Below are 22,944 nucleotides of genomic sequence, written 5' to 3'. Positions count from 1 at the left end.
TTTGAGTATATATTTTTTCTATTTCTTTGGTTTTGCTAAAAACAATATACTCGATAACTGATTAAAATTATAAAAGCTATTTGTCTATAAATAAAATAATTAACATAATAAATAATAATCTAAAATAAACTAAATTGCTTATGACTTTATTATAACCCAAAAAATATCAAAATAATAATTTATAATCGTTTTAAAATAAAATTAATTCCCACCCATAAATAAAAAATAAAAGCCAAAAAGACATAAAAAGTTGTTAAAATAACGAATTATATTGTTGTTTTTTTTTGATAAAATATAGTTAATGTTTATCAAGCAAAGTTTATCAAGCGACGTTTAAATATTAAATATAAATCAACGACCTAATATACAAAAGACAAATTATCTAATTATTTTTTTTCATTTTAAATATTTTCTAAAATAGTTAATGAGAGTGGAGAATTAACAAATATGTGTTTAAATAATAAAAAACAAAAAAATAAAAAGGAAGAGGCGATATTAAGAAAAAGCATTATTAACAAATTAAAAAAATGGGTTATGCAGAAGTTAGCATCAAAACACAAGAAAAATTAGAGGATAATTTTAAAAGACAATTTATAGAATATAACAGTAGGTATGTTACTGACACTTCTTTTCAAGAGAAGGGGAAGGAGGAGCTGAATGAATACTGGTTTTCTACAATTAATAGTTAATTTCTTACCAATGAAAAAATGGATGTTATCGACATTTATAAATATTTAAGAAAAGAAATAAAAATTCCAAAAAAAGACAAAAAAGACTATTTTTATTTTAATTTTTTTAATAAAGAAAATTGGTGTAAAAATATTTTTCAAGTAGCACAAAAAGTTCCTGCTCAAAATTCATATAAAAACGAGTCAAAATCAGCTTAGTATGATATAGTTATAGTAATATTAATTAATGGCATACCGCTGGTATTAATAAAATTAAAAAAAGAAGTTTGGATAAAGGGCTTGGCAAAGTTTTTAAACAAGTAGAAGACTATTTCCCTAAATTAAAACAACAAGGTTTATTTAAATGTATATAACTTTTTATAATTCCAAATGGAACCGATACTCAATATTTTTCAAATCAAGACGCAGGAAAAAGCAAGGAATTAAATAAATTCCGTTTTGAATGGAGTGATGAAAACAATAATAAAAGAAATGAAGTCATGGAATTTATTCCACAATTTTTACAACGTTGCCATTTAGCATTGTTTCTATTTTTCTTTTTGGTGCATCATGAAAAAAATCAAAAATTAATGGTTGCTAAACCTCATCAATTTCAAGCTATAAAAAAATTGTTGAATTCACAAAAATAAGAAATAACTCAAGAAAGTCCTTTAAATGTTACAAATAACATTAAAAAAAAAAATAGTCATATTTGGCATACCACAGGTTCAGGTAAAACTTTAACTGCTTTTTTACTTTGTCGTTATTTGAAAAAAATTATATCCATTAATGAAACTCAAAAAAATATTATTGTTTTTTTATAGTTGACCGCATAGAACTAGATTCGCAAACTCTTCAAGAATTTAATAGTTTTGAAAAAGATTCAACTCAAGAAATATTAAAGGTAGAAAATCTTAAAGAAATAATGCAAAATAAAAACAATGCTAGTGGAAAAATAATTGCAACGACTTTAAAAAAATACATTCATTAATAAACAAATATAAAAATGAAGATTTTTTAAAAAAATATAAAAATGAAAAAATGTTTTTTATCATAGATGAATGCCATAGACCGCAACAAGGAGAAATGCATGAAAATATGATTAAATATTTTTATGGATCTTATTTTTTTGGGTTTACAGGGACGCCTATTTTCGAAAAAAATAAACTTATTAAAAATGCTAAAACAACAAAAGAACTTTTTAATAAATGTATACATGAATATCGTTTTTCCAATGCTCTAAAAGATAAATTTGTTATTGATTATAATGTGGAATATTATAGAAAAACAAAAAATAATTCAACTTGTAAAGAAGAAGTAGTAAAAAAGATTCTAAATTCTTATCATGATTTAACACAAAATAAAAAATATAATGCCTTATTTGCTGTTTCTAATATTGATGATTTAATAGAATATTATAACATATTTAAAAACAAGGAAAATGAACATGATTTAAAAATAGCAGCTATTTGTTCTGAACATTTTAACTCTGAAAATGAAAAAAATGACGATAAAAGGGAGGCTTTTAAATCAATAAAAGTGATTTTTATAAAAATTTTAGCAAAAAAACAAAAAATCAATTTGTAGATGATAAAACGCCTTTTGTTAATGAAAAAAGATATCATGAACAAATATTAGAAAAAATGAAAACTGATAATAAAAATCAAAAAATAGATTTACTTTTGGTAGTCAACATGTTTTTAACTGGTTTTGATTCTCCTCTATTAAATACCTTATACTTAGACAAAGAGTTGAAATACCATAATTTAATCCAAGCATTTTCTAGAACAATTAAAAAACATGATAAAAGCAAAAAATACGGTAATATTTATTGTTTTCAAACGAAGAAAAAGGACAACGACCAAGCTTTATTATTTAATGAAGCAATGGGTTTATTTGATCCAGAACACACAATCAAAAAGAAAAAAGTTATGAAGAATTAAAACTAGAATATAAAGATTACTTAAAACAAATAAGAAAATTAGCTCCTAATGTAAAATATATTGAAAAAAATATTATGGGTTATACAGAAAAAGAAAAAAAATTCATAGATATTTTTGATAAATATTCTAAAATAAGAAATATTATTAGGATAAAAACAGAGTTTGAAGAAAAATATTTTAAAAATGAAATAGACAAGGAAAAGTTCTTAGATTATAAAAACAAAAGAGATAAAATTAAATCAGGAACACCACAAAACACGTCGAATCCAAAAGATGAAATAAAACACGTTGGTAGCGCATTTATTAATTTAGATTATATAAACAAATTAATATCATCATTTGAAAAAACTGAACAAAAAATACATAAAAGCATTTTATCACAACAAAACAAAAATTTTAATAAAGAAATAAAAAATATTTTGGACGAAAATAATAATGATGTGACTAAAGAACAGCAAGAATTTTTTTTAAATAAAATTGAAGATGATAAAATTTTTTCTACAATAACACAAAATGCTCAACAAGGGGGGCTATAAGAAATATTTTATCTAATTTGTGGAAGAATTTTGTTAAAGATTTAATTAAAGAACAAGAAAGCAAAAGAGAAATAGAGGTAAAAAGCAAAGAATTTTGTTTTGAAAATAGTAAAGATTTGGAAAAATTAATTAATGCTTATTTTGATTATAAAAAAATGATCTGGGTTTTAAAGATTTTATTCTAAGAGGACATATCACCAAAAATGAAAACCAAATAAAAAAGAATATATGGATAAAAATAAAGGGCAAAAGAGCGAAGTTTTGCCTTATCTTTATACATTTAAATTAAGAGATGAAATTTATAATTTCATTAAAGATTGGTGTAGTAATTATAAAGATATCCAAAAATGACAAAATTAAGGAAAATTATAATATGAAAAATGACAAAAATCAAAATGTTCAAATTTGTAAACAAAAATTATGGAATTTGATTAATAACACTTTAAGAAATTCTGAGGATACAACTATTTTTAAAGATTATATTTTACCTCTTTTAAGTTTCCGTTATTTATCTATAAAATTTGAAAAAGATATTTGTAAAAATACAATATTGGGATCCTTGGAGAAATATAAACAAGCATGGGATAAATGGGATTCGAATGAACAATCAAGATTTAAAAACAATATAAAAGGTTTTTGTGGATTTCACATTGAACCTCAGTATTTATGAGCTAATTTAAATAATTCTATTAATTAAGATAATTTTAGTTTTGTTGCAATAGATAAAGCTTTAAAATCTATTGAGTCACATTGTTTTAAAGGATTATTTGAAAATTTTGATTTAACCGAAAAATCCAAATTAGGCAACGAGGAAGAAAAAAATACAAAATTAAAAAACCTTATTACAGGCATCGACAATATTTTTTCAGGTAATGAATTTTGTGAAGATGCAATGGGTGAAATTTATATGTATTTAATTGAAACATTTGTTAGCGATAACATTACTAAAAAACAAAAATCTGGAGAATTTTTTACACCACCCTCTGTTTCTGAACTTTTATCACAAATCATTTGTCATAAAACAAAAAATAAAAATATTACAAAAATATATGATCCTTGTTGTGGTAGCGGATCTTTACTTTTAAAAATTATAAATCATATAAATAATAATAAAGATTTTAGCGGTCAAAAATACAAAAATGATATACCTTATTATAATTTAAAGATTGAAAATGGGGATACTTTATTATTCCCACATCAAAGCCATTTAGAACAAAAATACAACATTATCATCGCTAATCCTCCTTTTGGCGCTCCATGGTATACCAATAATAAAGAAAAAAATAAAGAAAATTGCGACAGATTTTATTTAAAAGGCAAATCAATTCCTAAAAAAAGAGGAGGACTAGCTTTTCTAATGCATATGTTACATCTCTTAGAAGCAGATGGCACTTTAGGTGTTATTTTACCATCTGGAGTTTTATGCGCTTCTACACCTGGAGTAATAGAATTTAGAAAATTTTTAATAGAAAATCAATATATCGATACAATTATACAATTACCCCTAAATATTTTCCCTTATGTATCTGAAACAACCATTACTTATATTTTAATTATACAAAAATATGTAGAAAATCAAAAACATCAAATTCGTTTTATTGATGCATCAGAAATGCATGAAAGAATTAAAAGTGGTATTTCTCTAAGACAATTAGGCAAAAAAATATTAAAGATATAATGGAAATGGTGTCACAAAATAAAAAAAATGACAAAATGTCAATAGCAAATATAGAGCAAATTAGAAAAAATAATTATGTTTTAACCACAAACTTATATTGTTCAAATCATTTACAAGAAAACAAAGAGGTAAATATAAAAAATATTGCGATTTTCAAAAGAGAAATAGAATTATTAGAAACTAAAAAAAATAATTTATCTCAAAAAATACAACAAATAGAAAAAGAGATTGAATTATTTTTCGAAAATTCTAAAGAAAGAAAAGAAATAGCAATTAAAGATATAATACAAGAAATAACAAAAACAAATAAAGATAGCTTCCTTTATGATATTTGTAGTCTAGATTGTAAAAAAGGTTTGATTTTAAGAGATAATAACAAACAATTTAAAAAAAACATTAAAAAAATTATAGAATAGCATATCCCAACAATATTGTTATGAACAACAGAGATTTCTTAAAACATAAATCAATTGCTTATAATATTTATAATAAACCAGTATTGATTTCTAATATTTATTCAGTTTTTGAAGTTAAAGAGGGGTTTGATGCTAATTTTATATTGAATTTTTTAAAAAATTCTCAAGTTCATAAAAAATTAAAGGTTATTGGAAAACAAGGGGTAATATCCGAAATTGATAAAAATGTTTTTTATCAACTAACTTTTAAATTACCCGCTTTAAAAGAGCAAAAACAAATAAATGTTTTTTTCAATAATTTATCTAAATTATTAAATGATATTGAAAATATTTCCATAGAAATACGCCAACTTCAAAAAGAAAAACAAGAATATTATTATTTATTATAATTATATAATTTATTCCTTACTTTTTCTTGCTTTTATTCTCCATTTTTTTAAAATACAAAAGACATTCATTAAATGAATGTCTTTTTTTGTAAATTGATATATGCTTAATGCAAATCTAAATTTAATATAAACCCTAACCCACTTTCACCAACTTCCAACTGTTAAAATGAAAAATATTTTCAAAATGCTAGTATAATATAATAGAGTGTTTTGATTAAAATATATGAAGGATATGATATTGACAGCGATATTTAGAAGTCTATTTTTTCAAAATCCTAAATTATATTTCTAATCATAAATAAAATACATAAATTAACTAATAAAAATTGGAGACTAAAACTAATATTCCCAAACAAATTTTTTCACAAACAAAACCACCCAAAAAGCCCAAACCCCAAATAAACCAAATAAAAAGAAAAAGGACTTATAAAATGCAAAAACAATCAAATTTCATCAAAACCATCATTCAAAAAGACCTCCAAAGCGGAAAATGCAGCCAAATCATTACACGTTTCCCGCCCGAACCCAATGGTTTTTTACATTTAGGACACGCCAGAGCCATCATTATTAATTTTGAATTGGCACATTTTTTTGAAGGCAAAACCCTTTTACGTTATGATGACACCAACCCTTCCAAAGAAAAACAAATTTATGTTAATGCCATCCTCAATGACATCAAATGGCTCGGATACACTCCTTACAAAATCACTTTTGCCTCAGATTATTTCCCTCAAATGTATCAAATGGCACTTTTTTTAATCAAACAAGGAAAAGCCTATGTTGATGACCAAACCGCTGAACAAATTGCCCAAAGTCGCGGTAATTTAACCCAAAAAGGTACCAATTCCCCTTATCGCAATCGTAGTATTGAAGAAAATATCTTGCTATTTGAACAAATGAAAAAAGGAAAATTTGTAGAAGGTAGCAAAGTTTTGCGTGCCAAAATTGATATGCAAAACCCTAACCTTAATTTGAGAGACCCTATTTTGTACCGTATTTTTTCTGCTTTTACTTTAAAACAAAAACATTGGCATATTTTCCCTACCTATGATTACGCTCATCCATTGGAAGATTCCTTTGAAAACATCACACATTCTTTGTGTTCTTTGGAATTCGAAGACCACAGACCTTTATATGATTGGATAATCAAAGAAACAAAAGCCAAACATACTCCACGCCAAATTGAATTTGGAAGACTTAATCTTACCCAAACTTTGATGAGCAAAAGACATCTTAATAATTTGGTAGAAAAAAACTTAGTAACAGGTTGGGATGACCCTAGAATGCCAACTTTATCAGGCATCCGCAAAAAAGGCTACACTCCTGAAGCTATCAAAAATTTTGTCCTTGAAACAGGCTTATCCAAAGTAAATTCACAAGTTAAACAAGAAATGTTAGAATCTTTTGTAAGAGATGACCTTAAAGGAAAATCCTTGCCTCGCATGGCAGTTATAAACCCCCTCAAACTTACTATTACTAACTTTCCTGAAAACCAAATAGAAACTCTCAAAGCTCCTTGGACTAATAATTTTCATACTTGTAAATGTTGCAACACATATCAAACCCAAGGAAAAAACCAAGGAAAAACCCAAGGAAAAACCCCAGAACAAAATCAAGAACAAACAAAAGGAAAAGAACAAACCCAAGAAAGAGAAATTTATTTTTCCCGTCATCTCTACATTGAAAAAGACGATTTTGCACTCCAAAAACCAGATAAAAATTATAAAAGATTAACTTTGGGCGAAGAAGTAAGATTATTTCATGCTTATTTTGTTAAAGCTTACGATGTTGTCAAAAACAACAAAGGAGAAATAACAGAAATTCTTGCAACATACGACCCCCAAACCAAAAGCGGCAGCGGCTTTAAAGATAGAAAACCAAACGGAACTATTCATTTTGTAGAAGCAAAGACTGCTTGCAAAGCAACTTTTAATTTTTTTGCTCCACTACTTTGCACAAATGGCAATTTCAACGATAAATCCTGGCATATCAAAAAAGGTTTTGTAGAATCAAGTTTACAAAAAAGCTGTTATTGCAAAAACCATTTTCAATTTCTAAGACAAGGTTATTTTGCAGCAGACAAAATCACAAAAGACACAAATGGAAAAACGCAAGAACTTAATTTCAATGAAGTAGTAAGCTTAAAATCAAATCCTCAAAAATAAATTTGTTCTACTAAAAAAATAAAAACTAATAAATCCCATCAAATCACCCAACCAAAAAACACTCCCAGAAAAAAAACCACAAAACAAAAAGGATAAACAACGAAATAAAAGGTATAAAAATGTTTTCCAATAAAACCAATTTTTTAGAAAAATTAAATAAACCCCAACTTGCAGCAGTCACAAGTAATGCTAAATCTTTTTATCTAGCAGCAGGAGCAGGCACTGGTAAAACCACCACTTTAACTGCTAAAATTGCTTATTTAATCGAACAAAAAAACTTACCAAGCAACCAAATTTTAGCCCTTACTTTCACCAACAAAGCTGCCAAACAAATGCAAGAAAAACTTGCCAAAATGATTGGTCAAGAAAAAACCAAAGGCATTACTATTTGCACTTTTCACTCTTTGGGAAACCAAATTTTGAGAAAATTTATCCCCTTTTTACCATTTTCATATCGCACCAATTTTAAAATTTTAGATGACAACGACTGCAAAAAAATCATCAAAGAAATTTTAAAAGAAATGAATATCGACCCCAAAAGAATAAAAATTAGCGAATTAAGAAAAAACATTTCTGCTATCAAAAGAAAACACGAACCACAAAACAAAGACACTTTGCAACACGCAACCCAAAAAGAACACAATTTGCAACGTGAAAACAGATACGAATTCGAAATGCCAATCAAAGCTAAATATCAAATTTTTTTGCAAAACAATAATTTAGTTGATTTTGATGACCTTATTTTATATACGCACCAACTGCTCCAAGAAAATGCCGATGTAAGGGATTTTTATCAACAAAAATTCCAATATTTATTAGTTGATGAATTCCAAGATACTGATTTTTTACAATACCAAATTTTGACTCTTTTAGCCCAAAACCACCAAAATATTTTTGTAGTAGGAGACCCTGACCAAAACATTTATTCTTTTCGAGGAGCCAGATTTGAAAACAGCCAATTGTTCTTAAATAAATTTAGTCCTCAAGTAGCTTTTTTGGAACAAAATTACCGTTCTTCTAAAAACATCCTAGACAAAGCCAACCTTTTGATTAAACACAACGAAGACCATCCTTTTAAAAAAAATCTCAAAAGCACTAAAAGCGGAGGCGAACCTGTTATTTACAAGTTTTTTTCAGATTATAAAGAAGAGACAGACTACATCACAAAAACCATCCAAAACCTTGTTTTACAAGGTATTTGCAGCTATCAAGATTTTACTATTTTATATCGTACTAACATTTTGGGACGCCCTTTGGAAGAAAAATTCTTAGCAAACAGCATTCCTTATCAAGTTTTTGGAGGTATTTCATTTTACAAAAGCAAAGTAGTCAAAGATTTTTTAGCTTATCTCAATGTTATTGCAAATCCCTCACAAGATTTTGATTTCAAACGCATCATTAACACCCCTAAAAGAGGAATTGGAACAACTTCACTTGCACATCTAGAACAACTTGCCCAAGAAAAAAACTTAGCTCTTTTTGACGCCCTTAACTACCTAGACCAAACTCCAATTCAACCAAATACCAAAACTAAACTAAACGAATTCCAAAAATTAATTACAGCTTTACGCCAAGAACTAATTAATGATTCTTTTGACTGTCTTAGTGATATAATTACTCATATTGATGAAAAAATTAAGTATTGTCACAAAAAAGATGAAACTTACAAAATGCAATCAATAAAAGATTCTGAGCCTGCTTTACATTACATCGAAGAATTAAAATCAGTTTTTATGCAAGCAGAAAAAAATTTGGAAGGAAACATTTTTGAAAAACTAACCCAACTTTTAGATCAAATATCTTTGTATAGCGAAATTAACGAACAAACCGAACAAGACCCCAAAACCCCAAGCAAAAACGATCGCGTTAAACTTTCTACTATTCACAAAGTCAAAGGTTTAGAATTTAGAGTGGTTTTTATAGCTGCTTTTGAAGATATTTTTTTTGATTGCAACCAAAAAGAAAAAAGCGATTTAGAAGAATCAAGACGTCTAGCTTATGTAGCAATTACAAGAGCCGAAGAAAAGTTATTTTTAACTGGGGCTTATCAAAGAGTTTCATATGGCAAACAAATAGACAGTCAACCTTCACGCTTTTTACAAGAAATGGGCTTTTTCCCAAAAGAAACCCCAAGACCAAATTATTTTTCCCCACATTTATTTCAACCAAACCAATCAAACCAAGTATCTTGCACTAATGAAAATGGCTTTTTTCAAAAAGGAGACAAAGTCAAACACAAAACTCTCGGCTTGGGCGTAGTGGAAGCCATCATGCAAGATTTAATCCAAGTACGCTTTATAAATTCCAAAAATATAAAAATATTTGAAAATACAACTGCTTTTCTTGCTAAAATAAAAGAGTAAGTAAATTTTAAACATTTATCAAAAAAATGAATCATCAATCATTATTTTATTAAATCGATTAGAAATTTAAAAACAACAAAACAACAAAATCAAATTACTAAAATCAAAGGAGATTTTTATGAATTATACCGTTTTTTTTGTAACTATTTGTACTTTTATCGTTTTAAGTACTTTATTTTTAGTAGATAACAACGACAGTTTTTCTTTGGGAAATTCTTTTTCCGAACAAAAACAAGGACGCAAAATCAAAGGCGAACAATTCTTCTTAAACTGCTTTCTTACTGTTTTAACCATGGCTTTTTTTGGACTTTCCTTTTGGTGCCAACAATAGTTGATGCCATATGCAATTAGAACAAAATACCTTAGCTTGGCATAATCATCGCAAAAAATACATTAATGCTTCCGAAGTAGCAGCTATCATGGGCTTAAATCCATTTGAAACCAAAGAGCAATTATTAAAAAGAAAAGTTTTTGGCACTCCAATCGAAGACAACGAAGCAATGAAACGCGGACGAATTTTGGAACCCCAAGCAAGAAATTTTTTCAACCAAACACAAAAAATGCAATTCGAACCAAAAGTCTTTGTCAAAGATTTCATGTCTGCTTCTTTGGATGGATGGGACGCCCAATCCCAAAGCCTCTTAGAAATCAAATGCCCCATTTCTTTTGCCTCTTATACTTGGCAATCCTTTTTAAATGAAGGAAAAATCCCTAATATCTATTATGCCCAACTCCAAGCCCAAATTTATTGTTCTCAATCAATTAAAGCTTACTTTTTAGTCTATCAAAACGACCAAACCAACAAAAATATCGAAGTCAAAGAAGACCCGAATTTTATCACAAACATGCTTGAACAGTGCAGTCATTTTTTTCAATTATACTTAAAAACTAAACAATTACAAAAACAACTTCAAATTTAAAATTACTCATTTATATAAATATAAAAATACATTATTACTATTGCATTTCATTTAACCGTATTTATGACAAATTTCACCATAAAAAACGACCATAAACAAAAGACAAAACCACTTACAAAAATATTTAATTATTTTTTTGCTTTTTCTTATTGACAAACAACAAAAAAAGAGATACAATATAAGTAGTATTGCTAATTTTTAATTTGAGATTACGGAAAGGAGATATTAATGCCAAAAACTGTTTTTCGTAAAGGAGAAACTATCGAAGAAACGCTACGTCGTTTTAAAAGAGAAGTTTCTAAATCTGGTGTCTTAGCAGAAGCGCGTCGCAAAGAACATTATATTAAACCAAGCGTACAAAAGAAAAATCGCCAAAAAAATATGCGTAGTAAAAAGCGTTAATGTTTTAATCAATTAAAAGCTACTTGAAATAAGTTGCTTTTTTTATTTTATATTTTCTTATATTTGCTTAAGTTTTTTTGCAAATGTCTTTTTGTTTTATTCGTTCAAATGTTCGCTCAAATCATCAAAAAATAATCTCATTATTAAAAATTACCAAAAAAACAACTCAATTGCAACCAAAACTACAACCACCACCCAAACCCCAAATAGGAAATGCTAAATGATCATTAAAATCCACAATCAAACTTCTTTTTGCATCACACCTTTTAAATCTTTATTAATTAAAATGTTTTTACCCATCAAAGAAAAAAAATTAATGCATCTCATTTTTGTTACCAACGAAAAAATTCAAGAACTTAATTCCTTTTATCGCCAAAAAAATTATCCCACAGATGTTTTGTCTTTTCCTAATGATTTAACTTTTTTTGCAGGCTTAGAAGACAATTCTTTAGGCGATGTTTTTATTTCTTTTTCCAAAGCCCAAGTCCAAGCACAAAAAGCCAAGCACAGTTTAGAACGCGAAATTGCTTTTTTAGCAGTGCATGGTTTTTTGCATCTTAAGGGTTATCAACACCGCACTGAAGAAGAGTTTCAAATAATGCTTGCTTTACAAGAAAAAATTTTACAAAACGTAGGTCTAAATTTAGACAAAACCACATAAAGCAGCAGCCCCAAATCCCATAAAAACCAAACAAAAAGAAACAAACCAAAATAAAAACACCCGCACAAACACCAACAAGGAAAAAGAAAAACAAAAAAATAACTAAGAAATTGAGGACTTACATGGATTTTAAATCTGGTTTTATTGCTATTTTGGGACGCCCAAACGTCGGCAAATCAACTCTTCTAAACGCATTAACCCAACAAAAAGTTGCCATCACAAGCGCAAAACCCCAAACAACACGCCACAAAATTATTGGCATTTGCCACGAACCTAACGCCCAATATATTTTTGTAGACACCCCAGGAATTAACCAATATAAATATTTATTGAACCAAAAAATGAACAACATCGCTTTTCAAAGCATCAAAGACGTTGATTTAATTCTCTTTTTAACAGATTCCTTTTATCATCCCAAAGAAGAAACTTTGTTAAAAATGATTTTCCAAACCAAAAAACCAGTTTTTTTAGTCATCAACAAAATTGACCGTTTAAAGAGCAAAAGCCAAATTGATGCTATTATTTTAAGCTATTTAAACCATTTTTCTTTTCAAACAGTAATCCCACTTTCTGCTATCAAAGCCAAAAACACCACTTTTTTAAAAGAAAATATCTATCAAAATATCAAACCAGGGGTCGCTTACTATCCGCAAGACATGATTACTGATCAAAAAAAAGAACTTTGGATAGCAGAAATAATCCGCGAAAAAGTCCTTTATTATGTCCACGAAGAAATCCCTCACGCCTCAGCTGTAATAATTGAAAAAATGGAACAAAAAGACCATTTATTAGAAATTTGGGGCTTGATTTTGGTAGAAAGAAGCTCTCAAAAACAAATCTTAATTGGCAAGGCAGGTTCCAAACTCAAACAAATAGGAACACATGTTCGCCAAGACCTCAATTGCCATTTGCAAATCAAAACTCACATTAATTTATGGGTCAAGGTGTATCCTAATTGGCGCAACCAAAAAGATTTATTAAGTCGCTTTGGATATTAAATAATTATAATTGAAAAAACTCAAAAAAACAAAATCAAAAAAAACAACGCAAAAATCAAAACATCAACACCAACAACAAAAAGGAGCTTTGGGATGCAACATTTAGACAAAGTTATTTCATTAGCCAAACAAACAGGATTTGTATTTGCAGGCAGTGAAATTTATGGAGGACTTGCCAATAGTTGGGATTATGGTCCTTTAGGCAGTTTATTAAAAAACAACATTAAAAAAGCTTGGTTTCAAAAATTTGTCCAAGAACAACCTAATAATGTTTTGTTAGATGGATCCATTTTACTTAATTCTACCGTATGGAAAGCCTCAGGTCATCTGGATTCTTTTTCGGATCCCCTTACCGAAAACCAAGACACCAACAAGAGATTTCGTGCTGATAAACTCATCGAAAGCCACAATCCAAAGTTAGATATTAGCGGTTGGTCCTACGAACAAATGCATGACTATTTAGTCAAAAACCAAGTCTTAGGAACTTCCAACTGGACACCCATCAGACCTTTTAACATGCTTTTTAAAACCCATCAAGGAGTCATTTTGGAAAACTCCAAACCTCTATATTTAAGACCTGAAACAGCACAAGGAATTTTTATCCAATTTAAAAACATTTTAAAAACTACCAGAAAAAAACTTCCCTTTGGAGTCTGCCAAATTGGAAAAGTATTCCGCAATGAAGTGACACCTGGCAACTTTATTTTCCGTACTTGTGAATTTGAACAAATGGAACTAGAATTTTTTTGCCAACCAGGCACCGAAGCCCATTGGTTTAACCACTGGAAAAACTTAATGTATGATTTTTTAATTGCTTTGGGTATGAACCCACAAAATTTAACATTTAAAGATCACAAAAAAGAAAACCTCAGCCATTATTCACAACAAACTTGCGATATTTTATTCAAATTTCCTTGGGGTTTTGATGAACTTTGGGGGATTGCTTCCAGAACAAACTTCGACTTGAAAACCCACCAACAACACTCCAAAAAAGATCTTACTTATTTTGACGAAACTACCAAACAAAAAATTTTACCCTACGTTATCGAACCTTCTTTAGGAATAGAAAGACTATTTTTTGCTTTTCTAATTAACAATTACCACGAAGAAAGCACCTCCAACGAAACAAGGAAAATCCTTACTTTTCACCCTTTTTTAGCACCTTACAAAGTAGCTGTTTTACCATTAATCAAAAACACACACAGCGCCAAAGCCCAAGAAATCCACCAGTATTTAGCCAAACATTTTGATGTTTGTTACGATGAGACCCAAAGTATTGGAAAAAGATACCGCAGACAAGATATGATTGGTACTCCTTTTTGTCTCACTGTAGACGACCAAACCCTTACCCACAACACAGTGACTTTAAGAAACCGTGACACCGCCCAACAACAAACCTTTTTACTAGCAGAAGCCAAACAATACATCCAAGAAAAAATTATTTTAAAATAACGGATCAAAATGCAAGATAACAAACAATTAATTGATCAAATCAATGAAAAAATGCCTATCCTTGATTTAGTTCAAGAATTTGTACAATTAAAAAAATCAGGCAAAAATTACATGGGGTTGTGCCCTTTTCACGATGAAAAAACGCCTTCTTTTTCTGTGTCTCCTGAAAGAAATATAGGAGTTTGTATGTCTTGTAAAAAAGGCGGTAATCCTGTTTTTTTTTACAAAAGCATCAAAAACATCCCTTTAAATCAAGCCATTTTTGAACTGGCAACCCGCTTGGGCATTGTTACTTCCCTGCCCCAACAAAGCACCCATCAATACCAAAAATTCTACAACATCATGCAAGAAGCAGCAGATTTTTATTCCCATCAATTAAAACACAACAAGCAAGTCCTCAATTATTTAGAAAAAAGAGGCTTTGACAATGACATAATAAAACATTTTAAATTAGGTTATGCTCCCAAAGCTTCCCATTTATCACGTTATTTAATGGAAGGTACCAAATTTGACCCTGATGACCTCAAAAAATTAAGTCTCATCAATCAAGACGAAAAAACCGGCAACTTTTATGATTTTTTCAAAAACCGACTCATTTTTCCCATTACTAACAAATCAGGCCAAATTGTTGCTTTTTCCAGCCGCAGTCTAGATGATCAAATGCCTAAATATCTCAACAGTCCCGAAACAATAATTTTCAAAAAAGGCGAAACTTTGTATCAATACTACGAAGCCCAAGCTGAAATCAGAAAAAAACAAACAGTCATTTTGCATGAAGGTTTTTTTGATGTTATGGCATCTTTCAAAGCCCAATTCAAAAACGTAGTTGCTACCATGGGAACCAACCTTACTTTGGATCATGCCAAACTATTAAAAAAACTCACCGACAAAATAATTATTGCCTATGACGGCGACAAAGCAGGAAAAACCGCTACTTTAGAAATTGGAACCTTTCTCCAAAAAAACCACTTCAAAGTCCAAATAGTAGATTTTCCCAATAATCTAGACCCCGATGAATACATCAAAACTGAAGGACCCGAAAAATACCAACACCTTATAACTGATAATTTAAAGGATTTTTTAGCTTTGAAAGTGGATTTGATTTGCCAACAAATGGATTCTTACAACCAAGCCAAAACCAAAAAAGAATTACAAGAACTATTCCAATCCTCAAGTTTTGAAATCAAAATGCTTTATCAAGAATACTTACAAAAAACATATCAACTAACAGTTAACCTTAATTCTCAAGTCTCCATTAACAAAGCCCCAAAACCTCCTTACATTGCTCACACCAAACAACAATTAAATGTAACCAAATTTGACATTAAAATAGAAATCATCATAGAATTGCTTTTAAATGCTGCTTTTTTCAAAACCCAAAACCCCAAAACATTTGCCACCATCAAAAAAACCCCCGGTTTTGATGACTTGCAATGCAGTTGTCTGCTAAACTATATTAAAAATTATTACAAGAAAAATCCTAAACAAACTTGTATCCCTTGGGAAGAAATCAAAAACACCACATTTAAAGAAAATATTGATGATTTATTGACATCTATCGAAAAACATCATTTTTTTAAAATGGAAAAGCGCCCTCTTTTACAAGATAAAGAAGGCAAAATATTTAACAATTATATAAAAGAATTAGAAATCCGCGACAAAATAGAACACAAACAACAAAAAATAAATGAGTTAAATGATAAATTACTTCCAATAGATAACACTGAAAAAAACAAATTACAAAAAAAGAAAGACAAACTCAAAAAAGAAAGAAGACAATTACAACAACAATTAGGCGAATTAGTAAATGATATATTTTGTTAAAAACAAATCATCCAAAAAACCAAAATCAAAACAAGTTCATAGCCAAATTTTAATTAAAAAAAGAAAAAAGGGAGTTAATAAATGGAATTCGATAACATAATCAAAACTTTAAATGAGCAAGCTGGAAGCGAACAAAAACTAACATCTCAATTAATTATGTCTTTTTTGCAAAATCAAAACATAAAAATACCATATCAACAAATAGCACAAAACCTAAAAGAACAAGGGATTCAAATTATTTCTTGCGAAACACAAGCAGCTCCATCTCTAAATGAAAACCCCAATCAAAATGATACGCACCCCCAAACAAACACCACCAATGATGATTTTACTGACCTTGATTCCGAATTAATAAATGCAAACTTAGAAAACACAGATGACAACAAAGATGAAGACAACACACAAGACTCAGAAGAAGACATCCAAGATTTTGACATTTCTGAAGAGGACTTAATATCAGATGAAAAACTCATAGAATTAGAAGAAGACGAAGATGAAAAAATTTCTAAAGAAGAAATTTCTAAAATCCATTCTGATATTAAAATGGATGACTCAGTTCGCATGTATTTAAAAGAAATTGGTCAAATCCCTTTGCTTTCGCTAGCAGAAGAACAAAAAAAATCCATTTTAGTTTTTTTAGGGAAACAAGCCAAACAAAAGCTTGCCAAGCACAAAACCAAAGAAATTGAATTATCCGAAGAACAACTCCAAGAAGCACATGACCAAATCGAACAAGCAAGGCGCGCCAAAGATATTTTGGTAGAATCCAATTATAGATTAGTAGTTTCCATTGCCAAACGATATATTGGAAGAGGCATTTTGTTTCTTGATTTAATCCAAGAAGGCAACATGGGCTTAATGCGTGCAGTAGATAAATTCGATTATCAAAAAGGATTTAAATTTTCTACCTATGCCACTTGGTGGATTAGACAAGCCATTACAAGAGCGATTGCCGATCAAGCAAGAACTATCCGAATTCCTGTCCACATCGTAGAAACTATTAATAAAATGGCACTTTGCACTCGCAAATTAACTCAAAAACTTAAGAAAAAACCTACAGTTGAAGAGTTAGCCGACAAAATGAATATTTCTGCTGAAAAAATTCGCAGCATCCAATATATTGAAAAAAAACCCATCTCTTTGGAAGCTCCCGCAAGAGAAAACGAAGAAGACGAAACTTCTTTGGGGGATTTTATCTCAGATCCCAACATTTTATCCCCCCACGAATACATGATGAAAGAAGTAACTCAAAAGCTTTTAGATGAAGTCCTAGAAAATACCTTAACTGACCGCGAGGAAAAAGTATTAAAAATGCGCTATGGTCTTTTAGATGGCAAAACCCACACTTTAGAAGAAGTAGGCACTTTATTTGGAGTTACTAGAGAAAGAATCCGCCAAATTGAATCCAAAGCTCTAAGACGACTCAGAACTCCAGCTAAACAAAGCAAATTAAAAAGTTTGTACCACAACCACAAATAAAATGAAACGAATCCTTTTTATTGCATCTCTTACTAAAAATTATGACACCGTTGTAGACATCGGAACAGATCATGGTTTAGTACTCAAAAAGGCTTTTCAACAAGGCTATATCAAACAAGCAATTGCAGCAGATATAAGATTAAAACCTTTATTTCAAGCCCAAAAAAACCTTGCTTACTATCCAGTTACTTTTTGTTTAAGTGACGGATTCCAAAACATTTGCCAAGATTTTGATCTTGCCCTAATTTGTGGTATGGGAACTTATGCTATTACTAAAATACTTGAAAAAAGTCCTGATAAAAGCAAACATTTTATATTAGGATCACAAAGCAATCAAGATTATCTTCAAGAATGGCTATTAAAAAACGATTTTCAAATTTTAGAAGAATATCATTTATTTGACAAATTTTTTTATCATTTCTTAAAAGTAACTCGCAAAAGCTAATTTTGCTTCCAATTACATATCTATGATTAAACCAAACTATTTTAATAGTTTGGTTTTTTTATTATAAATTAATAATTGTGCCATTTTATAAACAAAAAAGACCAACGATTAAGCTGGTCTTAAATGTTATATTAAAATATTAAGTTGTCTAAATAAATGAAACAGTTAGAAAAGACCGATAAAAACCCATATAAATATTTTGTAAAGGTTTTATCATCAAAAAAAGCAAGACAGCAATATATTTATTTTATGTTTCCTTAACAATATATTTTTTATTTATTCAAATGCGCTAAAATAGCTTTTTGAACTTTTTCATAATCTTGAGGAAACATCAAAGAAGCATTATTTTTAAAAACCAAATTAATTTCTTTTTCATCAAAACGAGGAATCAAATGCACATGATAATGAAAAACAGTCTGCCCTGCTACTTTGCCATTATTATTTAATAAATTGATTCCCTGAGCTTGAAAAACATCCATTAATACTTTGCTTATTTGATGTACTACTTTAAACAAATGGACAAAAACATCTTCGGGCATCATCAAAATATCACGATATTCTTGTTTAGGAACCACCAAAGTGTGTCCTTTGGTCGCTTGGGTAATATCTAAAAAAGCAACTACTAAATTATCCTCATAAAGTAGATAACCAGGAACTTGTTTTTTGATAATTTTAGTAAAAATAGTTGACATAAAAACTCCTTTAAATGTGTTTTTGGATAAATAAACTTGCAATTAAGCACCAATATTATAAATTTATTCCATTTTGCGCACAATATTTTTAAAATTACACTTAGCAATTTGAGGCAAAATCTCTAATCCGTGTTGTTTTACTATCAAATCAATTTGCAAATCTACCAATTTGCCTGCTCCTAATTGCAATTTGGAATTAATTTGCTTAGAAAGTTTTGCTATTTGTATTAAAAAAAGATATCTAGCAATAACAGAAGCCACAGCAACACTAAAATAAGAACTATCAGCCTTAGTTTCAAAAATAATCTTTGTATAAATCTCATTTTGGGCTTTTTGGTCTTGCAAATAATTAAAATAATTTTTAGGAAAACAAAACTGATCCAAAATGACAGGAACATTTGGAGAAACTTTTAAAACGGTTTGCTTAATTGCTTCGTTATGCATTAAAGCCTTAATTTTGTTGAGATTACATTGTTTGATTGTTTGATTGTATTCTAAAGGCATCATTATTTTAACAGAATAAATAACTTCTTTCATAATTAAAGGAGCTAGCTGCATTATTTTTTCATCTGGGATTTTTTTGGATTCGGCAATAGTTCCTAATTTTTGCAAAAAAACAATATTTTTAGCAGTCAAGTAAACACAACAAACAATAACAGGACCAAAAACATCTCCTGTACCTACTTCATCAGAACCAATGGATGGAAGATAATAAGTTTTTTTGTTATAAAGTGGCAAAAATGCATTTGTCCCTGCATTGCTTTTAGTTTTTAACGTTGGGACTTGTTTGACTGATGAATGGCTAACTTCTTTTGTTTCGCTATTATCGCTAACTGTTTTCATTTGCAATATTTTTTTAATAAAAGCAACGATAGATAAGGTATTTTTTCCTTGCACTAACAAAGTTCCGTTATTATAAACTGTTATTTTAGCCAAAGATTCATCTATAACAAAAGCAACCGTTTTATTAGGTGATAATTTTAATTGTTTGTAGTAGAATTTTTTAATTGTTGCTACTTGATTGTTGTTCAATTTGAAACTATAATTTGACATCACTTAATACCTCCTTAATATTTCTTGCATTTTGGCAGTTTTTGTTGTCTTTGGTTTTGCAAAAAAGACCAAAATTTGTCATCACTTCTTTTATTATATATCACAATAAACTGAAAAAAGATAAAATAACAAGCTAATATTTGCAATTTATATAAAAAAAATAGAATATTTGAAAAACATTCTAACTTTGAATTGAAAATCATTTTTGCAAAATTATTTTTGATTAAAATTGCTTTTTGAAAGTCTTGCAACTTAGTTTATTTTTTTTAATTACATCTTTTATAAATAGCCAATTTATAAATGGAAAGGGGCAAATATTGTTTTTAAACTTGAGTTTGTTTATGATAAAAGAAACTTTTCAAATGATAAGAGACTTTTTGCAACAAAAATATTGCTCTTCATTATTTATGTAATTCTCCTTTGATAAAATAAATTAATGAATGAATTTTTGGCGTGCAAAAATGCGATATTCATATATTAAAAATATTATATTTTATTTTTAAAATGTAATAGTGCTATTAAAAATTTTAAATTATAATTAATTTGAGTTATAAAATGTAGAAGGTTTTTTATTTTTAGTTAAATAATGGTTTAATTTTGAAAAATATTTATAATCCTAAGGCAAATCCAAAGGCAAAATGTTTTTTTAATGCAACATCTGCATATCCTAAAAGGAAAAACAAAAGGAAAATCAATGCAAGAAAAGAAAAAAGAATAAAAAGGGTAAAAAGTTATTAAAATGGTCCCACAATATTTAAAAAAAAAGACCGTTTTATTTTTTAAAAAAGTTATTTATTGTGGTTCAATAAAAAATTTTAATATTAAAAACGGTGTTAATATAAAAATCGAAATAAATTTGGAATAAAAAAATAATTTGATAAATAATAAAATAAATTTGGTGCACTATTTGCAAAAAAAAGATATCATTGTAAAAAATCAAATAGTTTTGAAAATGGTTTTTTAAAATAATGGAAATAAGAAAATAATGAAAAAATGCTATAAACTACTTTTAAAATGTCAAAATAATAGGAATAATAATTGGATTTCTTAAAGTAATTCCGTATATTTTAGAGGCAAGATAATCAACGATAATTTTGTTTAAAGTCTCTTTTTGCACTTCATCTTTTTTAATAGCAGTTTCAATACTATTTTTAATATCATAAGAAATTTGTTTAATCATTTCTTGATTATCTTTCATATAAATAAAGCCACGAGAAACAATTGTGGGCAAATTAAGGACTTTTTTTCTTTTTAAATCAATACTCATAACAACAGAAAATAAGCCTTTTTCACTCAGACTACGACGTTCTTTTAGGATGGCATTGCCCACATCGTCTATTCCAGAAGCATCGATAAAGACGTTGCCTACATTCATTTTTTCGGTAATGGCAGCTTTTTCAGGAGCTAAGTTTACCATTTGTCCGTTTTCCAAAATAAAAATATTACTTTCTGGAATGCCACATTCTAGAGCTAAATTTTTGTGTGCAATTAACATGCGATGTTCGCCGTGAACTGGAATAAAATATTTAGGCTTGGTAAGCGAAAGCATCAATTTCAGGTCATTTTGGTTACCGTGTCCTGATACGTGAGTGTTAATTAAAGGTCCGTGAGTGATGACGTTGACATTTTTTTTGAAAAGTAAATCAAAGATTTTATTAATGTTTTCTTGGTTGCCAGGAATGGGAGAAGAAGAAAAAATGATAGTATCTTTGGGACTTAACTTAATTTGTCTGTGAGTGTTGTTAGCAATTCTGCTTAAAGCTGCTAAGGGCTCTCCTTGTGAGCCGGTGCAAAGCAAGATAATATCGCGATATTTGTGAATGTTATTACTTGTGACAAGGGTTCCTTCAGGAATGTTAAGATAGCCATGTTTTTTGCCAATTTCCAAAGCTTTTTCCATGCTGCGCCCAAACACTGCAACTTTTCTTTTAGTCTGAATAGCAGCTTCTACAATTTGTTTGATGCGGTAAAAATTAGAAGCAAAAGTAACAATAATGATGCGGTCTGCAATATTTACAAAAAGTTCATTAATGGAAGCCCCAATAGTACTTTCGGATTGGACCAACCCAGATTGCTCGGCATTAGTAGAATCAGAAAGAAGGCACAAAACGCCTTCTTGTTTAATTTTGATTAATTTATCATATTGCGCTTCTGGACCTACTGGAGTATAATCAATTTTAAAATCCCCAGTATAAAAAATATTGCCGTATTTGGTGTTAAAAACGATCCCAAAAGTGTCAGGAATAGAGTGGTTAAGTCTGATGAAAGACACATTTACTTGATGACTAAATTCATATTTGGTATCATGGCTGTATTTTTCTATTTTGGGCAGGGCGCCAATTTCTTTATGCTCTGCTAATTTATGTTCTAACAAATAATATGCAATCCCTGAGACAAAAATTTTAGGAATACGCACTTTTTTAAGCAAATAAGGAATGCCTCCAATATGATCTTCATGTCCGTGAGTAACAAAAAGCCCTACAATACGCGATTCGTTTTTCAATAAATAATCATAATCGGGGATGACGTAATTGACTCCTAACAAAAAATCATCTGAAAACAAAATCCCTGAATCTACAATAAAAATTTGCTTGTGAATTTCAAAAACATACATGTTTTTCCCAACTTCGCCAAGCCCTCCCAAAGCAAAGAAAGAAACATCGGAATTATAGTTATTAATCTTTGGGTCTAAATTATTCATAAAAATTATTCTCCTTTAAATCTCATTAAAATCAATAAAAAACTGTTAAGATTTCCTATTTTAACGATTATTACTACCTATATTATAGTATAATATAAGCAATAATTGTAATTAATTATTGTATAAAATTGATATTTTTAGCAAAAAAGACATTATAAA

The 22,944-nt window shown here is 28.9% G+C and carries 26 protein-coding genes; 23 read left to right on the top strand and 3 right to left on the bottom strand.

Annotated features, from left to right (window positions below; genetic code table 11):
• The first annotated feature begins 527 nt into the window (after positions 1-527).
• From EXT02_RS02910 to EXT02_RS00590, 23 genes are all read left to right on the top strand, one after another.
• Positions 528-689 (top strand): hypothetical protein, encoded by a 162-nt coding sequence (locus EXT02_RS02910; protein ID WP_165383236.1) that lies wholly within the window; start codon positions 528-530, stop codon positions 687-689.
• A gap of 18 nt (positions 690-707) precedes the next feature.
• The gene (locus EXT02_RS00690) at positions 708-887 is read left to right on the top strand and encodes a hypothetical protein (protein WP_130427440.1); all 180 of its coding nucleotides are present in this window, start codon (positions 708-710) and stop codon (positions 885-887) included.
• Positions 888-1,321: 434 nt separating this feature from the next.
• Positions 1,322-1,492 carry a DEAD/DEAH box helicase family protein gene (locus tag EXT02_RS03205; protein WP_130428011.1) on the top strand — a complete coding sequence of 57 codons (171 nt, stop codon included), beginning with the start codon at positions 1,322-1,324 and terminating at the stop codon, positions 1,490-1,492.
• The gene (locus EXT02_RS03200; protein WP_130428009.1) at positions 1,489-1,659 is read left to right on the top strand and encodes a hypothetical protein; all 171 of its coding nucleotides are present in this window, start codon (positions 1,489-1,491) and stop codon (positions 1,657-1,659) included. The genes EXT02_RS03205 and EXT02_RS03200 overlap by 4 nt, the downstream gene beginning before the upstream one ends.
• Positions 1,647-2,255: a type I restriction enzyme subunit R domain-containing protein gene (locus EXT02_RS00675; protein ID WP_130427438.1), complete on the top strand. Its 609-nt coding sequence runs from the start codon at positions 1,647-1,649 to the stop codon at positions 2,253-2,255. The genes EXT02_RS03200 and EXT02_RS00675 overlap by 13 nt, the downstream gene beginning before the upstream one ends.
• Positions 2,198-2,611 carry a type I restriction enzyme subunit R domain-containing protein gene (locus EXT02_RS00670; protein WP_425304921.1) on the top strand — a complete coding sequence of 138 codons (414 nt, stop codon included), beginning with the start codon at positions 2,198-2,200 and terminating at the stop codon, positions 2,609-2,611. Before EXT02_RS00675 ends, EXT02_RS00670 begins: the two co-directional genes overlap by 58 nt.
• A gap of 29 nt (positions 2,612-2,640) precedes the next feature.
• The gene (locus tag EXT02_RS00665) at positions 2,641-3,147 is read left to right on the top strand and encodes a type I restriction endonuclease subunit R, EcoR124 family (RefSeq protein WP_240682831.1); all 507 of its coding nucleotides are present in this window, start codon (positions 2,641-2,643) and stop codon (positions 3,145-3,147) included.
• Between the two features lie 228 nt (positions 3,148-3,375).
• Entirely contained in the window at positions 3,376-3,498 is a 123-nt protein-coding gene (locus tag EXT02_RS03135; RefSeq protein ID WP_276318980.1) for a hypothetical protein, read from the top strand.
• 22 nt (positions 3,499-3,520) lie between these two features.
• On the top strand, positions 3,521-3,817 hold the full coding sequence (locus tag EXT02_RS00660; RefSeq protein WP_165383235.1) for a type I restriction-modification system subunit M N-terminal domain-containing protein: 297 nt from the start codon (positions 3,521-3,523) through the stop codon (positions 3,815-3,817).
• Positions 3,818-4,039: 222 nt separating this feature from the next.
• Positions 4,040-4,825, top strand: coding sequence for an HsdM family class I SAM-dependent methyltransferase (locus EXT02_RS00655; protein ID WP_130427430.1), 786 nt, complete (start codon positions 4,040-4,042; stop codon positions 4,823-4,825).
• A gap of 35 nt (positions 4,826-4,860) precedes the next feature.
• Positions 4,861-5,241 (top strand): hypothetical protein, encoded by a 381-nt coding sequence (locus tag EXT02_RS00650; protein WP_130427428.1) that lies wholly within the window; start codon positions 4,861-4,863, stop codon positions 5,239-5,241.
• A 20-nt stretch (positions 5,242-5,261) separates the two neighbouring features.
• The gene (locus tag EXT02_RS00645; RefSeq protein ID WP_130427427.1) at positions 5,262-5,630 is read left to right on the top strand and encodes a restriction endonuclease subunit S; all 369 of its coding nucleotides are present in this window, start codon (positions 5,262-5,264) and stop codon (positions 5,628-5,630) included.
• Positions 5,631-6,061: 431 nt separating this feature from the next.
• Entirely contained in the window at positions 6,062-7,795 is a 1,734-nt protein-coding gene (gene glnS / locus EXT02_RS00640; protein ID WP_130427426.1) for a glutamine--tRNA ligase, read from the top strand.
• A gap of 119 nt (positions 7,796-7,914) precedes the next feature.
• On the top strand, positions 7,915-10,158 hold the full coding sequence (locus EXT02_RS00635) for an ATP-dependent helicase (protein WP_130427425.1): 2,244 nt from the start codon (positions 7,915-7,917) through the stop codon (positions 10,156-10,158).
• Positions 10,159-10,276: 118 nt separating this feature from the next.
• Positions 10,277-10,489 carry a hypothetical protein gene (locus EXT02_RS00630; RefSeq protein WP_130427423.1) on the top strand — a complete coding sequence of 71 codons (213 nt, stop codon included), beginning with the start codon at positions 10,277-10,279 and terminating at the stop codon, positions 10,487-10,489.
• Positions 10,490-10,499: 10 nt separating this feature from the next.
• On the top strand, positions 10,500-11,078 hold the full coding sequence (locus EXT02_RS00625; protein WP_071345685.1) for a YqaJ viral recombinase family protein: 579 nt from the start codon (positions 10,500-10,502) through the stop codon (positions 11,076-11,078).
• A gap of 228 nt (positions 11,079-11,306) precedes the next feature.
• Positions 11,307-11,480 carry a 30S ribosomal protein S21 gene (gene rpsU, locus EXT02_RS00620; RefSeq protein ID WP_011160972.1) on the top strand — a complete coding sequence of 58 codons (174 nt, stop codon included), beginning with the start codon at positions 11,307-11,309 and terminating at the stop codon, positions 11,478-11,480.
• Between the two features lie 220 nt (positions 11,481-11,700).
• Complete coding sequence (gene ybeY, locus EXT02_RS00615) at positions 11,701-12,141, top strand: rRNA maturation RNase YbeY (RefSeq protein ID WP_083985305.1); 441 nt, start codon at positions 11,701-11,703, stop codon at positions 12,139-12,141.
• Positions 12,142-12,263: 122 nt separating this feature from the next.
• Complete coding sequence (gene era / locus EXT02_RS00610) at positions 12,264-13,139, top strand: GTPase Era (protein ID WP_240682825.1); 876 nt, start codon at positions 12,264-12,266, stop codon at positions 13,137-13,139.
• Positions 13,140-13,232: 93 nt separating this feature from the next.
• Positions 13,233-14,591: a glycine--tRNA ligase gene (locus EXT02_RS00605; RefSeq protein WP_130427419.1), complete on the top strand. Its 1,359-nt coding sequence runs from the start codon at positions 13,233-13,235 to the stop codon at positions 14,589-14,591.
• Between the two features lie 9 nt (positions 14,592-14,600).
• Positions 14,601-16,415: a DNA primase gene (dnaG, locus tag EXT02_RS00600; protein WP_130427417.1), complete on the top strand. Its 1,815-nt coding sequence runs from the start codon at positions 14,601-14,603 to the stop codon at positions 16,413-16,415.
• 81 nt (positions 16,416-16,496) lie between these two features.
• Positions 16,497-17,894 (top strand): RNA polymerase sigma factor RpoD, encoded by a 1,398-nt coding sequence (gene rpoD / locus EXT02_RS00595; RefSeq protein ID WP_130427415.1) that lies wholly within the window; start codon positions 16,497-16,499, stop codon positions 17,892-17,894.
• 1 nt (position 17,895) lies between these two features.
• Positions 17,896-18,339, top strand: coding sequence for a class I SAM-dependent methyltransferase (locus tag EXT02_RS00590; RefSeq protein ID WP_130427412.1), 444 nt, complete (start codon positions 17,896-17,898; stop codon positions 18,337-18,339).
• A 272-nt stretch (positions 18,340-18,611) separates the two neighbouring features.
• Here the strand turns inward: EXT02_RS00590 and EXT02_RS00585 are convergent, their stop codons facing one another.
• The 3 genes from EXT02_RS00585 to EXT02_RS00575 form a co-directional block, all read right to left on the bottom strand.
• On the bottom strand, positions 18,612-19,031 hold the full coding sequence (locus EXT02_RS00585; RefSeq protein ID WP_130427410.1) for an HIT family protein: 420 nt from the start codon (positions 19,029-19,031) through the stop codon (positions 18,612-18,614).
• 63 nt (positions 19,032-19,094) lie between these two features.
• The gene (gene rnhC / locus EXT02_RS00580; RefSeq protein WP_240682824.1) at positions 19,095-20,084 is read right to left on the bottom strand and encodes a ribonuclease HIII; all 990 of its coding nucleotides are present in this window, start codon (positions 20,082-20,084) and stop codon (positions 19,095-19,097) included.
• Positions 20,085-21,093: 1,009 nt separating this feature from the next.
• Complete coding sequence (locus EXT02_RS00575; RefSeq protein ID WP_130427406.1) at positions 21,094-22,785, bottom strand: ribonuclease J; 1,692 nt, start codon at positions 22,783-22,785, stop codon at positions 21,094-21,096.
• Positions 22,786-22,944 lie beyond the last annotated feature (159 nt).

It is taken from the genome of 'Catharanthus roseus' aster yellows phytoplasma, assembly GCF_004214875.1.
In the GTDB taxonomy this organism is placed as follows: Bacteria; Bacillota_I; Bacilli_A; order Acholeplasmatales; family Acholeplasmataceae; genus Phytoplasma; species Phytoplasma asteris.
Note: the sequence above shows the minus strand (reverse complement) of the source record. Positions and strands in the feature narration are given on the sequence as shown.

Bases quoted from the DNA above. Each gene is read 5' to 3' on its own strand.
- EXT02_RS00585 (WP_130427410.1), bottom strand. From the start codon at position 19,031: ATGTCAACTATTTTTACTAAAATTATCAAAAAACAAGTTCCTGGTTAT.
- EXT02_RS00655 (WP_130427430.1), top strand. From the start codon at position 4,040: ATGGGTGAAATTTATATGTATTTAATTGAAACATTTGTTAGCGATAAC.
- EXT02_RS00660 (WP_165383235.1), top strand. From the start codon at position 3,521: ATGAAAAATGACAAAAATCAAAATGTTCAAATTTGTAAACAAAAATTA.
- EXT02_RS00590 (WP_130427412.1), top strand. From the start codon at position 17,896: ATGAAACGAATCCTTTTTATTGCATCTCTTACTAAAAATTATGACACC.
- rpsU (WP_011160972.1), top strand. From the start codon at position 11,307: ATGCCAAAAACTGTTTTTCGTAAAGGAGAAACTATCGAAGAAACGCTA.
- EXT02_RS02910 (WP_165383236.1), top strand. From the start codon at position 528: ATGGGTTATGCAGAAGTTAGCATCAAAACACAAGAAAAATTAGAGGAT.
- EXT02_RS00635 (WP_130427425.1), top strand. From the start codon at position 7,915: ATGTTTTCCAATAAAACCAATTTTTTAGAAAAATTAAATAAACCCCAA.
- ybeY (WP_083985305.1), top strand. From the start codon at position 11,701: ATGATCATTAAAATCCACAATCAAACTTCTTTTTGCATCACACCTTTT.
- era (WP_240682825.1), top strand. From the start codon at position 12,264: ATGGATTTTAAATCTGGTTTTATTGCTATTTTGGGACGCCCAAACGTC.
- EXT02_RS00645 (WP_130427427.1), top strand. From the start codon at position 5,262: ATGAACAACAGAGATTTCTTAAAACATAAATCAATTGCTTATAATATT.
- rpoD (WP_130427415.1), top strand. From the start codon at position 16,497: ATGGAATTCGATAACATAATCAAAACTTTAAATGAGCAAGCTGGAAGC.
- rnhC (WP_240682824.1), bottom strand. From the start codon at position 20,084: ATGTCAAATTATAGTTTCAAATTGAACAACAATCAAGTAGCAACAATT.
- EXT02_RS00630 (WP_130427423.1), top strand. From the start codon at position 10,277: ATGAATTATACCGTTTTTTTTGTAACTATTTGTACTTTTATCGTTTTA.
- EXT02_RS00605 (WP_130427419.1), top strand. From the start codon at position 13,233: ATGCAACATTTAGACAAAGTTATTTCATTAGCCAAACAAACAGGATTT.
- EXT02_RS00650 (WP_130427428.1), top strand. From the start codon at position 4,861: ATGTCAATAGCAAATATAGAGCAAATTAGAAAAAATAATTATGTTTTA.
- EXT02_RS00575 (WP_130427406.1), bottom strand. From the start codon at position 22,785: ATGAATAATTTAGACCCAAAGATTAATAACTATAATTCCGATGTTTCT.
- glnS (WP_130427426.1), top strand. From the start codon at position 6,062: ATGCAAAAACAATCAAATTTCATCAAAACCATCATTCAAAAAGACCTC.
- dnaG (WP_130427417.1), top strand. From the start codon at position 14,601: ATGCAAGATAACAAACAATTAATTGATCAAATCAATGAAAAAATGCCT.
- EXT02_RS00625 (WP_071345685.1), top strand. From the start codon at position 10,500: ATGCAATTAGAACAAAATACCTTAGCTTGGCATAATCATCGCAAAAAA.
- EXT02_RS00690 (WP_130427440.1), top strand. From the start codon at position 708: ATGGATGTTATCGACATTTATAAATATTTAAGAAAAGAAATAAAAATT.
- EXT02_RS03135 (WP_276318980.1), top strand. From the start codon at position 3,376: ATGGATAAAAATAAAGGGCAAAAGAGCGAAGTTTTGCCTTATCTTTAT.